The organism is Arthrobacter sp. YA7-1 (genome assembly GCF_025960325.1).
GTDB classification, from domain to species: domain Bacteria; phylum Actinomycetota; class Actinomycetes; order Actinomycetales; family Micrococcaceae; genus Arthrobacter; species Arthrobacter bambusae_A.
In genome coordinates this window covers 805,999-818,221 of record NZ_CP110114.1, presented here as the reverse complement: position 1 = coordinate 818,221, position 12,223 = coordinate 805,999, and the positions used below count along the sequence as shown (strand labels likewise).

The 12,223-nt window shown below is 64.6% G+C and carries 11 protein-coding genes; 7 read left to right on the top strand and 4 right to left on the bottom strand.

What is annotated here, in order from left to right; genetic code table 11:
- Window positions 1–18 precede the first annotated feature (18 nt).
- The 3 genes from OIT41_RS03885 to OIT41_RS03875 are packed head-to-tail and all read left to right on the top strand — an operon-like array spanning window position 19 to window position 2,612.
- Window positions 19–804: an alpha/beta fold hydrolase gene (locus OIT41_RS03885; RefSeq protein ID WP_241708110.1), complete on the top strand. Its 786-nt coding sequence runs from the start codon at window positions 19–21 to the stop codon at window positions 802–804.
- Window positions 805–823: 19 nt separating this feature from the next.
- Entirely contained in the window at window positions 824–1,720 is an 897-nt protein-coding gene (locus tag OIT41_RS03880) for a hypothetical protein (protein ID WP_264637452.1), read from the top strand.
- 49 nt (window positions 1,721–1,769) lie between these two features.
- Window positions 1,770–2,612 carry an IclR family transcriptional regulator gene (locus OIT41_RS03875; protein WP_078106331.1) on the top strand — a complete coding sequence of 281 codons (843 nt, stop codon included), beginning with the start codon at window positions 1,770–1,772 and terminating at the stop codon, window positions 2,610–2,612.
- 138 nt (window positions 2,613–2,750) lie between these two features.
- On the opposite strand, the gene OIT41_RS03870 is transcribed toward OIT41_RS03875, so the two are convergent.
- Together OIT41_RS03870 and OIT41_RS03865 are read right to left on the bottom strand one after the other, a co-directional pair.
- Window positions 2,751–4,232, bottom strand: a complete 1,482-nt coding sequence (locus tag OIT41_RS03870; protein WP_264637451.1) for a purine-cytosine permease family protein — start codon at window positions 4,230–4,232, stop codon at window positions 2,751–2,753.
- 135 nt (window positions 4,233–4,367) lie between these two features.
- Complete coding sequence (locus OIT41_RS03865; RefSeq protein WP_264637450.1) at window positions 4,368–5,129, bottom strand: FadR/GntR family transcriptional regulator; 762 nt, start codon at window positions 5,127–5,129, stop codon at window positions 4,368–4,370.
- A gap of 81 nt (window positions 5,130–5,210) precedes the next feature.
- On the opposite strand from OIT41_RS03865, the gene OIT41_RS03860 reads away from it, so the two are divergent.
- From OIT41_RS03860 to OIT41_RS03845, 4 genes are all read left to right on the top strand, one after another.
- A complete protein-coding gene (locus tag OIT41_RS03860) occupies window positions 5,211–6,101 on the top strand; it encodes a carbon-nitrogen hydrolase family protein (protein ID WP_264637449.1) in 891 nt (296 codons plus the stop codon).
- A gap of 10 nt (window positions 6,102–6,111) precedes the next feature.
- On the top strand, window positions 6,112–7,461 hold the full coding sequence (locus tag OIT41_RS03855; RefSeq protein WP_139359579.1) for an APC family permease: 1,350 nt from the start codon (window positions 6,112–6,114) through the stop codon (window positions 7,459–7,461).
- Between the two features lie 54 nt (window positions 7,462–7,515).
- Complete coding sequence (locus tag OIT41_RS03850) at window positions 7,516–8,316, top strand: carbon-nitrogen hydrolase family protein (RefSeq protein ID WP_264637448.1); 801 nt, start codon at window positions 7,516–7,518, stop codon at window positions 8,314–8,316.
- A gap of 81 nt (window positions 8,317–8,397) precedes the next feature.
- On the top strand, window positions 8,398–9,849 hold the full coding sequence (locus OIT41_RS03845; protein WP_241708104.1) for a purine-cytosine permease family protein: 1,452 nt from the start codon (window positions 8,398–8,400) through the stop codon (window positions 9,847–9,849).
- 31 nt (window positions 9,850–9,880) lie between these two features.
- On the opposite strand, the gene OIT41_RS03840 is transcribed toward OIT41_RS03845, so the two are convergent.
- Window positions 9,881–11,467, bottom strand: a complete 1,587-nt coding sequence (locus OIT41_RS03840) for an arylsulfotransferase family protein (protein WP_264637447.1) — start codon at window positions 11,465–11,467, stop codon at window positions 9,881–9,883.
- A gap of 219 nt (window positions 11,468–11,686) precedes the next feature.
- Window positions 11,687–12,202: a cupin domain-containing protein gene (locus OIT41_RS03835; RefSeq protein WP_308196778.1), complete on the bottom strand. Its 516-nt coding sequence runs from the start codon at window positions 12,200–12,202 to the stop codon at window positions 11,687–11,689.
- Window positions 12,203–12,223 lie beyond the last annotated feature (21 nt).

Sequence of the window (12,223 nt, the reverse complement as noted above, 5' to 3'; positions counted from 1 at the left end):
CACATCGAAGGGTCTGGAATGTCCGAATTTGCGATCTCGAAAGACGGTACCCGCATCGGCTACGACCAACACGGCGAGGGGCCTGCCGTGATTCTGGTCGGCGGCGCGATGCAATTCAGGGGCTTCGACGCCAACACGGTGGAAATGGCCAAACTCCTGGCCGCCAAGGGATTCACGGTGCTGAACTACGACCGGCGCGGCCGAGGGGAAAGCGCCGAGGCTCCGTCATTCACCCTGAAGGACAACATCGACGATCTCGCCACGCTCATCGACATTGCGGGCGGCCAGGCCGCGCTCTTCGGGAGTTCTTCAGGCGGCTCTATTTCCCTGGCCGCCGCGGCAGCAGGCCTGCCCGTCACGAAGCTCGCGCTCTGGGAGACTCCGCTGAGCGAAGAACTCGGCACCGGCGGGGCTGAATTCTTCGCCGGGCTCCAGGAACGGGTCGCCTCCGGCGACAAGGCCGGCACCATCGAGTACTACATGAAGGACATGCCGCCGGAGTGGCTGGCCGGCGCCAAGAACAGTCCAGGATGGCCCATCATGATCGAATTGGGCCCAAGCCTTTTGGCCGACGCCGAATCCCTCGCGTGGTCCCAGTCCGCACCTCGCGCTGAATTGTGGTCCGGCATCACCCAGCCCACTCTCGCGATCGTCGGCGAGCAAACCATTCCGATCATGCCGAAAGCGGCCGACTCCATCGTGGCCAACATCCCCAGCGCCCGAAAGGCCACCATTCCAGGCGCCAACCACGGCTGGGAACCTAGCGTCATGGCCGACGCCTTGGCCGAGTTCCTCGCCGAGTAATACTGCAACCGCTTCCACCATGGAACTGGCCGCGGTCGCCGTCGAGCTCTACACGCTGGTTCCCTCGGCCTTCACGGCAGCCCGCACGGCGCGGGCCAAGGAAGCCAAGTCCGCGGGGGACGCCGGACTGGCGAAACACATCGCCCACTTGCCCAAGCCCTCGACCGCGGCGTGGGCGGTGAACATGCTCGTCCGGCACGGCACCAAGGAATTCGCGGGGGTGTTGGAGCTGGGGGCATCGCTCGGGGAGGCACAGGAGCAGCAGGATCACGACCGTCTCCGCACGCTCGGCCAACAGCGCCCGCGCGTCCTGGGTGCCGCCGTCGAGCAGGCCCGGACAGTGGCGGAAGGCCTCGGCGTCAAGGTCAGTGGCGCTGCCGCCATGGAGATCGAGGCAACCTTGAGGGCCGCCATGACCGATCCCGGCGCCGCCGCGGCGCTCCGCAGCGGGCAGCTTGTGCGTTCGCTCGCCACGAATGGATTGGAACCCGTGGATCTCTCGGGCGCGGTGGCGATTGCGGGCGCGCTTCCCGTGGTGGGCCCGGGCAAAGAAGAGCCCGACGACGGCGGGCGGCAACGCGAGAGGGCAGACTCACAGCGGGCTCGCGCCGACTCGGAGCGCGAACGCGAGAAGGCGCAAACCGCACTCGCGGAAGCACAGCGCAGCGCGGACAAGGCCGACCTGGAACTCGCCCAGGCCGAGCGCGAAAAGTCGGAGGCCGTGCGCCGGAGCGAACAACTCGCCGTCGACGTCAAAGCCGCCAAGGACAAGCTGGCCGCATTGCAACAGGAGCTTGCCGAGACGGAGTGGGCGATCACCCTGGCCGAGCGGAACCGCAAGCTGGCCGCCCGGCTAGCCGAGCGGGAGCGTCGGGCCGCGGAGACGGCGCGGGCCCGGCTGGCGGGGTTGTCATAGCGGGTCGAACGTCCGGTATACCGGACAATCCGAGGCGTATTCTGGGACGATGTACAGTCACTCCGTGCGGCCCAAGGCGCCGGCCGCGGCCCAGGTGCTGGCGGTTCTTAGATACGTCGCCGGCCAGGCCGGCCCGGTCAGCGCATCAATCATTGCGCGCGATGTTGGCCTGCCTCGGTCCACCACGTATCAACTCATTGCCTCATTGATCGACGACGGCTTCCTGGTCCACCTTCCCGAGGAGCGGAAGTATGCCTTGGGGGTGACCGCCCATGAGTTGGGGACCGGGTACTCGCGGCAGGCTCCCATTCAGCGGATCGCCCGGTTCCCCCTGTCCCGGCTCGTCGCCCGGACCCGCCGGACTGCACACCTTGCCGTGATGCACGGGCGGGACGTCGTCTACGTGATCGAGGAGCGGGCCCCGCGGCAAAGCCCGCTGGTCACCGACACGGGAGTGCGCCTTCCCGCCCATCTCACGGCGAGCGGCCGGGCGATGATGGCCCAAATGGACCCCGCCCAGGTGGCCGCGCTTTTCCCGGGACCGGAGGCCTTCGCGGAGCGCCACAGCAACGGCCCGCAATCCTTGCCAGCGCTTCAGGATCTCTTGGCGCGGGCACGGTCGCTCGGATACGCCTGGGAGCAGGACGAGGTTACGGCGGGATTTTCCTCAGTGGCCGTCGCCGTCCTCGACCGGCAACGCTATCCCGTGGCCAGCGTGACATTGACGGTGTCGAACCGGGCATTCCCCGGTGGGAGCACGAGGCACAGGGCAAAGGACGCCGAGACGCCAGAGGAACGGGCGGTCCGCATCGAAGACGTCGCCAGGGAGTGGATTCCGGAAGTGACCCGGTGCGCCAGGGAGATCTCCCGCAGGCTGGGCACCCAAGCCTGATCCCGACGTCGTTCCCTCCTTGGCGTCGGGACGCCCGCTCACCTATACGGCCAAAAGAAAGGACGCCCGCTCACCTCTAGTGAGCGAGCGTCCGCCGAAAACACCCCAAAAGTGAGCGAGCGTCGGAGGGGGCAGAGACTAAACCGACGCGGCGTTCGGCACGGAACCGGCTAGCGGAGCTTCTGCCTCCGAGGCGGGTTCCGTCGGGTAGACCATCTCGGCCGGAGCGTTGGAGTTCCTCTTGGCCAGCGGGTAGAACACGATTGCCGTGACCACGAGGCCTACGAGCCAGGAGATGTCCGCCCCGCCCAGAAGGTCCGTCATCGGTCCGGTGTAGAGGGTCTGCGCCAGGAACGGGATCTGGACGACGATACCGATCGCGTAGCTGAGCAGCGCAGTCTTGTTCCAGCGCCCGTAGCGCCCGTTCAGGTCATACAGGGCCGGAATGTCCACCTTCTCCTTGGAAACCAGGTAGTAGTCCACCAGATTAATGGAGCTCCACGGGATGAAGACCATCAGCAGGAGCAGGACGAAGTTCTTGAAGTTGGCGATGAAATCCGGGGAAGCAAGGACGGCGATGAGCACCGAGAGCCCGATAAAGCCGATCACGTAGGCAAACCGGGTCCATGAAGCTACTGCGGACTTGCGGGTGAACGCCGTCACCGAGGTGAGCATGGTCATGTAGCCGCCGTAAGCGTTCAGCGTGTTGACGGTAAGTTTTCCGGTCACGATCACCAGGTAGATGACCACCGCGATCAGTCCGCCGCCACTCAGGTTCCCGAGGAAAGCGACCTGGCCGTCCAGGAACCGTGCGCCCTTGGGCAATGCGAGGGCGGCGAAGAGCGCTCCCAGGGTCATGGACCACTGGGACCCAATCACGGTGCCGAGGTACGCCGACATGAAGGTCTTGCGTGCCGGGGTTTTGGACGGCAGGTACCGGGAGTAGTCGGCCACGTACGGGCCGTAGGTGAGCTGCCATCCGGCGCCAAGCGAGATGGCGAGCAGGAAGGTGGGGAACTCGAAACCGCCGGCACCCAGGAGTGCGCCGACGTCCTGGCTGGTCAACAACCTGATGCCCAGGTAGGTGAAGCCGAGGACACCCACGACGGTCGCAATGCGGCCCAACATGTGGATGTACTTGTAGCCCAGGGTCGCCACGACGATGGTCAGCACCCCGAAGATGACCATGCCCACCGCCGGGGTGTCCGTGTGGAGGATGAGGCCAATTGCTTGTCCTGAGAGGACCGTTCCGGTCGCCGCGAAGCCGAGGTACATCACGACCACGAGCACCAAGGGAATCACCGCCCCGAAGATCCCGAACTGCGCACGGCTGGAAATCATCTGCGGCAAGCCGAGCTTCGGCCCCTGGGCCGCATGGAGCGCCATGACCGCGCCACCCAAGAGGTTTCCGACCAGGAGGCCGATGATCGCCCACAGCGCATCGGCGCCAAACAGTACGGCCAAGGCGCCGTCGACAATGGCCGTGATCTGCATGTTCGCCCCGAACCAGAGCGTGAACTGCTGGCCCGGCGAACCATGGCGTTCATTTTCCGGGACAAAGTCGATGGAACGACGCTCAACGCGTGGCCCGCCTGATCCCGTTTTTCCTGTGGCCTGCATGCCTAATCCTCACTTTGACAACCGAAGTCCGATGTCCCCAACTGAGAATCAATCAGAGCACGCCAAGTGATACCGATCACGGAAAGGCGTCCAGGATTAGTCCGAGATCCCGGACGATAAGGCAAGAGCCGTCGTTTACCCCATTTTGCGGCCATCGCCGCCGGCCAGGCCCATGAACATCGTCTTGTGCAACACGTCCACGTGCCGCCGCGATACCTCCACGGCCGCGCGATCGTCGCCATCCCGCAGGGCGTTCACGAGCGCTATGTGGTCACGGTTGGATTCGTGGAGGAACTCGATCGGGTACGGGATGAAGTAGGCATAGAGTTCCGCCAACGCCTCGTTGTAGACGTCGACCGCCGCTCCAAGGCCCGACGACGCCGCGACCAGCCTGTGAAACCGCTCGTCGGCCTGGTGGTATTCGGACCAATTGCTTGACCCGGCCATTTCCTGGGTAAGCCGTTCCAGCTCGTCAAGTTGGGCCGCCGTGGCATTGACTGCGGCGAAGTGGGTGACCGCGCATTCGAACAGCAGCCGGCGGTCCACCAACCGGTTCACGGCAAGGGATTCCGCGGGCGAAGCAGCGAGCTGCTCAAGCACCTTCTGCGGCGGCTCATCAGCGACAAAGGTTCCGCCGCCGCGCCCTCGACGGCGGACAACGACGCCCTGGTCAGCCAGACTGGCCAGGGCCCTCCGCGCGGTGATCGGACTGACCGACAGGCCCAGCGCGACGTCTTGCTGGTCGGGCAGCCTCTCCCCCGGCTGAAGCAGCCCCAAGGAGATGGCCATTCCGATCCGCAACCGTACGGCGTCGATGGCGCTCCGGCGGTCGATACCGAGCAAAGGGGCAGCATCGATGGGAGAGTCGCCGGTGGCGTCCTCGAGCTGACGGGTCATATCCGCTACTTTACGTGGCAAAATCCACCTTCCTTTTATTTGATCATTATGATCTAATATGAGGCGAGTCACAACGACAACGTGGAGAAACCAGTGCAACGCATCCTTCCCCTCATCGCCGCCCAAGCGGCACCCCGACTGATCGGCGAGCCGATCCAGGCCTTCGCGGACGAGGTCGCGGCCGCCGTCGCGATCCAACCGGAAAGCAAGCTCGTGGTCTTCCCGGAACTGCACCTTTTCGGGGATTCCAACCCGGACCTGCAGCGCACGGAAATGCTGCAGGACGCGGCCGAGCCGCTTGACGGTCCCCGCGTCAGCGAGCTACGGCAGCTCGCCGCGGACCTGGGGATCTGGCTGGTTCCGGGCAGCGTCTGCGAGCGCGGACCCGAGGGGCAATTGTTCAACACCCAGTTGGTCCTTTCCCCGGAAGGCGGCCTTGCCGGGTACTACCGCAAGATCTTCCCTTGGCGCCCCTTCGAACCCTACGACCCCGGCGACCGGTTCACGACCGTCGACCTGGAAGGGATCGGCCGGGTGGGCCTGAACATTTGCTACGACGCCTGGTTCCCCGAGGTGACCCGCCAGCTGGCGTGGATGGGCGCCGAAGTCATCCTCAACGTCGTCAAAACCACGACGCCGGACCGCAAGCAGGAACTCGTCCTCGCCAAGGCAAACGCGATTGTGAACCAGGTCTTCATGGTCAGCGTCAATTGCGCGGGCCCCACCGGCAAGGGCCTCAGCCTGATCGTCGACCCCGAGGGAAACACGATAGCCGAGGCCGACGACGACGCCCCCACCCTTCTCGCCGCGGAACTGGACCTCTCCGCCGTCGAGCATGTCCGCACGCACGGGACCGAAAACCTCAACCGTCCCTGGTCCCAATTCCGCCCCGGCGAGCCGCCCATTGACCTGCCCGTCTACCAAGGCCGCATCGACCCGACCACGTGGACCCCGCGGTCCTCCAACTCCTAAGGAACCACCGGTGACAACACAACCGAGCCTCACGCGCGCCCTGAAACTGCCCTCGCTGGTCCTGTTCGGCCTCGCTTACCTGACCCCGCTCATCGTGCTGGCGATCTTCGGGGTGATCGCCGAAACCACCGGCGGAGCATCCCCGTCGGCGTATCTGGTGGCCATGGTCGCCATGCTCTTCACCGCGCAGAGCTACGGCCGCATGGCGGTTGCCTATCCGGTGGCCGGCTCCGCGTACACCTATATCAGGCGCTCCATCGATTCCCGGATCGGCTTCCTGGCCGGTTGGGCCGTCCTGCTGGACTACCTGTTCCTGCCGATGGTCATCTGGCTCATCGGGGGCTCCTACCTCACGGCGCAGTTCCCGGATATTCCCATCGGGGTCTGGATTGTCGCGTTCATCGCAATCACCACGCTGCTCAACGTGGTTGGCGTCAAGGTGGCTGACAAGGCCAACTACCTCCTGATGGCATTTCAGCTTCTGGTGATAGTCCTTTTCGTGGCCTTGTCGGTTGGAACCTTGGTCTCGACCTCCGGCGCGAGCGCCCTGGTCAGCACCGCTCCGTTCTTCAACGACACGTCGAGCTTCGACAAGATCACGGCCGGCGCCGCCATCGCCGCGTACTCGTTCCTCGGCTTCGACGCCGTGTCCACCCTCACCGAGGAGACCATCGAGCCAAAGAAGACCGTGCCGAAGGCGATCATGCTCGTGGCACTCATCGGCGGCGCGATCTTCGTGGTCGTGTCCTACACGACCCAGCTGATCCATCCCGGCGGGGTGTTCGACGATTCGGCGTCGGCGGCGTCTGACATTGCCCTGAAGATCGGCGGGCAGTTCTTCGGCGCCGTTTTCCTGGCGGGCCTCGTGGTGTCCCAGTTTGCCTCCGGACTCGCGGCACAGGCCAGCGCCTCACGACTGCTCTACGCCATGGGCCGGGACTCCGTCCTGCCGAAGAAGATCTTCGGAGCGCTGAACAAGTCCTTCCACACGCCGGTATTCAACCTCGTCATCACCGGCGCCGTGGGACTCATCGCCATGTTCCTGGATGTCGCCACCTCGACCTCGTTCATCAACTTCGGCGCCTTCACCGCCTTCACCCTCGTCAACGTCTCGGTCATTGCCTACTACCTGCGCCAACGTCGCTCGGGGCACCGGCTCAGCGTATTGTTCTACGTGGTCATGCCGGCGGTGGGAGCCATCATCGACGGGTTCCTGCTCTCCCAGCTCGATTCGAATGCCATCACGCTGGGCCTGATCTGGCTCTGCGTCGGCGTCGTGGTGCTGGGCATCATCACCAAGGGGTTCCGGAAGGCGCCGCCGGAGATGGTGATGGAGGAAAAAGAACCCGCCCTTGTGTGAGGACTGGCCACAGTGTTTCCCGGGTCACAGCACATAGGGAGAAATGAGGAGTACGTGCGCATCACCCTAGCCCAGATCGATTCCGGCACGGACGTCAGCCGTAACCTCGACCTCATCGCGGATTACTGCGCACGGGCAGCCGACGAGGGCTCTGAACTCGTGGTGTTCCCGGAGTACTCGACGTACGAGAAAAGCCGGGTGGACCGGAGCTTCGTGGACATGGCCGAACCCCTTGACGGCCCGGTGGCCGCACGACTCTGCGCGACGGCGGCACGTAACGGGATCGCCGTCGTCGCCGGCCTCCTGGAAGCGTCCGGTGAGCCCGAAGCGTCCGGTGAGCCGGACCGGGCGTTCAACACCTTGGTGGCGATCGGTCCGGACGGTTCCCGCCTTGCCAGCTACCGGAAGATCCATCTATTCGACTGCCAAGGCTTCCGCGAATCGGACTACATCAAACCGGCGCAGGAGCCCGTGCCCGTCACTTTTTCCTGCGGCGGCATGACCTTCGGATTGATGACCTGCTACGACCTCCGCTTCCCCGAGTTGGCGCGCATCCTCGCCGACGCCGGCGCCGAGGTGCTCCTCGTCTGTTCCTCTTGGGTTCCCGGCACGGCCAAGACCGAGCAATGGGCAACCCTGGCCAAAGCCCGGGCCATCGAGAACGGGGTGTACGTGGCGGCAGTCTCCCAGACTCCTCCGGTGTCCATCGGCTACAGCATGCTCATTGATCCCCTGGGCACTGTCCTGCATGGCCTCGGCACGGAGCCGGCCTTCGCGACGCTTGACCTTTCACCGGATGCCGTCCAAGCAGCGCGGGACCAGTTCCCTACGTGGCGGCACCACCGGCTCCCCTAGTAATCCCGCGACCTCTTCTAGGCCGCCCCACTCTGTGCTAAACCAAAGTCAAGATGCACGATGCTCCGAAGGAGAAACGCGATGAGCACTACAACGGACAAAGGATCAGGCCGAGGGCTGGAGGTCCGCTCGATCGACTATGTTCCCTTGGACGAGCGGCACGGCAAGGTCTCCCACATCGGACCGCTGTGGTTCGTCAGCAACGCCCAGATCGCCACCTTGGCGGTGGGATTGATCAGCATTACCACCGGCGGCAACCTGATCTGGTCCCTGCTCGCGATCGCCATCGGCGTGCTTGTGGGCACGCTGTTCATGGCGGCGCACTCTTCGCAGGGCCCGCAGCTCGGCTTGCCGCAGATGATCCAGTCCCGGCCTCAATTCGGGTATATCGGCGCCCTGCTGGTGTGGCTCTTTGCCTATCTTCAGTACGCTGGCTTCAACATCTTCAACACCATCCTGGCCGGCCAAGCCATCTCGGAATCGGTGAACTTCGGATCCCAAAACCTCTGGTTCTGGGTGGTCACCATTCTCGCCGTCGTCATCGCATTGTTCGGCTACGACCTCATCCATGCCTTTGAGCGATACCTCACGTACTTGACCATTGTCATGCTGGCGCTGCTCACCATTGCAGCCGTCAAACTGGTCATGCCTGCCGGCGCATACAACCTGGCTGACTTCCACTTGGTGCCGTTCCTTGGCCAGCTGGGTGTCGCCGCCGGCTACCAGATCTCCTGGGCCATCTACGTCTCGGACTACTCCCGCTACCTTCCGCCGGCCAGCGGACGGGGCACCTTCCGGTGGACGTTCTGGGGCAGCGCACTCGGCGGTATCTGGGTGATGTTCCTGGGCGCGTACATCGGTGCTGCGGCCGGGGAGAACTTCGAAACCATCGGCTCGATCAAATCCACCGCCGACCAGCTCTTCGGCGGCTTCGGTGGAATCGCCTTGTTCGTCGCCGCCCTGGGCCTGCTGTCCGTGACGGCTTTGAACATGTACGGCGGTTCGCTGACCCTGATTTCGTCCATCGACAGCGTGCGCCAGATCCGGCCGACGCTGAGGATCCGGATCATCACGATCTCCATCACCGCCCTGATTTCCGTGGTCCTGGCGAACCTTGCTTCGGCCGACTTCCTCGCCAACTTCAACGACTTCCTGCTGTTGGTGCTCTACTTCTTCATCCCGTGGACTGCCGTCAACCTGACCGACTACTTCATTGTCCGCAAGGGCCACTATGCCATCGCGGAGATCTTCAAGCCTGACGGGATCTACGGACGCTGGGGCTGGCCTGGCATCATCTCCTACCTGGTCGGCTTTGTGGTGATGATCCCCTTCTTCTCTGCCGGCAAGCTCTTCGTCGGATTCATAGCCCACGCCCTCGACGGCGCCGATATCTCGCTGTTCATCGGACTCCCCGTCTCTGCCGGGCTGTACTGGCTGATGACGCGGCGCATCGACGTCGACGCAGAGACCCGCCTGGCCAAGGCAGAAGCGGAGGAGGTAGAGGCAGCAGCGCACGAACACCTGCTGCCGTAACGCGGTCCGACAGACTCAGGCCGTTGCGATCTCAGGCAGTTGCGATGACCGTCGACCTCGCCAAAACGTTGCCGGACTTGTCCAAGGCCTCGACGGCGGCCCTCGGCGCGGCGGCCACCGCCGTCGAGGTTTCAAAGCCGCGACGCGGAACCGTCACTGCTTCGGACAGCGGCCCGGAGCCGGCTCCGGTCAGGAACCTCCACTTGGCGACCTCGGTTGCGCCATTCCAGCTCGTGTAGAGCTGCATCGTGGACCCGTTGCCCGGAACCGCGGCCAAGTCGGGGACGGTGTCCGGCCGGCCCGTCCACGGCGAGCGGTAGGTGCGGTAGGAGGCGTCACCCAGTCCGGTCGCCTCGAACACCGCTTTCCCATCGGGAGTGAATTCGGTGGCGGCCGGATCTGCGCCCCAGCCGACCAGGACATGCCCGTTATCCAGGAACTGCAGGTTCCCTTCGGCGTCGCCCCGGTGGCCGCCCCGGCTGAACTCCTGCTTCACGACGGCGGTGCGCGCCTTTTCGTCGACGGCGAGGAGCAGCCCGCGCGACGTTCCGGTGGTGCCCTGGTTGTAGTGGTTGTCGAACATGCTGATGATGCCGTTGGGCCGGCGCCGAACATCATGTTGCCAAGCGAAGACCGATTCAGGGGTCATCGAGAAGTCGCTGCGCTTCCCGCCCAGACGCCAACGGATCTTCCCGTCGGAACGGCCGATCAAATAGGCGGTGTGCGTGTGGCGGGACGAAACCAGGAGTGCGTCCCCGCTCTCGTCCACGGAATTGAGATGGAACGGATCGAACGCTTTCGTGGCATCGGAGCCGTCGGCCTTGGGGTTGTCGGACGGCCGCAAATAGGACTCAGTCAGGTCGATATGGTCCGAGGCGGTCCAATCGAAGAGGACCTTGCCGGAACGGATGGCGACTTCCTGCACATGGCAATCAAACATGTAGCCCTGCGCTGGACCGCCCACTGATGTCAGGTCATGCTGGACGGTCGGGTAGGAGATCATCAATGCCGTCCCGGCGGGGGTGATGGTGAACTCGTGCAGATCCGCTTGCAGCCCGTTGCCTGTGTTGACCTCGGCCACGGTGCGATAGTGGACGTCCTTGACGACGCCCTTCCCCGCGCCGTGTCCGCCGGTTCCGATTCCCGTCCAATAAGTCAGTACCGGCTGGCCTTCGAGGGCTTGCACGCGAAGGTCCGTCACGCCGGAGCCGGTCGGTTCCATCCATATCGGTTCCCCATGGTTGTCCATGATCAGCCCGTTCGAGCCATGGCCCATCGGTCCCACGAACAGCAGGCCCGCGCCGGTGGGTCCGGTGGCCCAGCTGGCAACGCGGGCAGCGGTCAAAGCGGTTGAGACGAAGCTACGGATCGCCGGAGGGGAAGCCGTGCTGCCCGCCGACGGCGTCGGTGACGCTGCCGGCGTCGGTGTCGCCGCGCTGACCGGGGCCGTACCGCCGGGCAACACGCCCATCCTCGCGATGCCGAGTCCGGCGACTATTCCCGCGCCTGCCATCCCCGCCCCGGTGAGGAATCCACGCCGGCTGACCCTGAAGCGGGACCCGCGGTTTTCCCGCAAATCTGCCCGATCGCCACTCCCAGACTCCGTGTTCTGCTCCATTCCCTCAGGATAGAACTGGAATACAGCACGGGAACCGGACAGAAGCTGCAAGTTTGCTGTAAGAGCGCGGAGCGGGACCTCGATGTGTGGCGGGGTCTGTCACGGCGTCACACGGAGCAGGTTTTTGTTCCCTCTCATCCACCGCGAGCCCCGGACTCCGGGGTTTCAGCGCAGCCGCATTGCCAAAAAGTTGCCTCACGTGACGCGGGTGGAGGCGGACTATTGGCTGATGTGGGCGTGCGCGGCTTGGTAGTCCTGGTCGCTGACGGGTTCAAGCCACGTGGCGCTCATTCCGTTGTCGTGCTCCACCAAGGCCACGTGGCACATCATGTTGTCACGTGTTCCGCCGTGCCAGTGTTCCTCGCCGGGCGGGGTGTGGACCGTGTCCCCCGCACGCATGAGGATCACGCCGCCGTCGCGCGTAGCGACGAAACCGACGCCGTCGGTGCAATGCAGGGTCTGGCCAAAGGGGTGGGAATGCCAGTTGGTGCGGGCGCCGGGGGTGAAGCGGACCATCGCCGCCACGAGACGCGACGGCGCCTCGCCGTTGTGGAGGGGGTTGAGATAGACGTCTCCCGTGAACCTCTCCGTCGGGGCTTTGGCCGTGCCTGCTGAAACGGGTACTGCAAGTGCCGGTAACCCAACGGCGCACCTCCGCACCGCCGTGGCGCATGGGACCGTGGAGGTGGATGTGACATGGGTGACAATAGTGACGTTTGGTGCGAAGCTTGTCACGCGAGTTGACTATTCTGTCAA

Coding starts and splice junctions, on each gene's coding strand:
- OIT41_RS03885 (WP_241708110.1), top strand. CDS start 19: ATGTCCGAATTTGCGATCTCGAAAGACGGTACCCGCATCGGCTACGAC.
- OIT41_RS03865 (WP_264637450.1), bottom strand. CDS start 5,129: ATGACCCGTCAGCTCGAGGACGCCACCGGCGACTCTCCCATCGATGCT.
- OIT41_RS03840 (WP_264637447.1), bottom strand. CDS start 11,467: ATGGAGCAGAACACGGAGTCTGGGAGTGGCGATCGGGCAGATTTGCGG.
- OIT41_RS03870 (WP_264637451.1), bottom strand. CDS start 4,232: ATGCAGGCCACAGGAAAAACGGGATCAGGCGGGCCACGCGTTGAGCGT.
- OIT41_RS03845 (WP_241708104.1), top strand. CDS start 8,398: ATGAGCACTACAACGGACAAAGGATCAGGCCGAGGGCTGGAGGTCCGC.
- OIT41_RS03875 (WP_078106331.1), top strand. CDS start 1,770: ATGTACAGTCACTCCGTGCGGCCCAAGGCGCCGGCCGCGGCCCAGGTG.
- OIT41_RS03880 (WP_264637452.1), top strand. CDS start 824: ATGGAACTGGCCGCGGTCGCCGTCGAGCTCTACACGCTGGTTCCCTCG.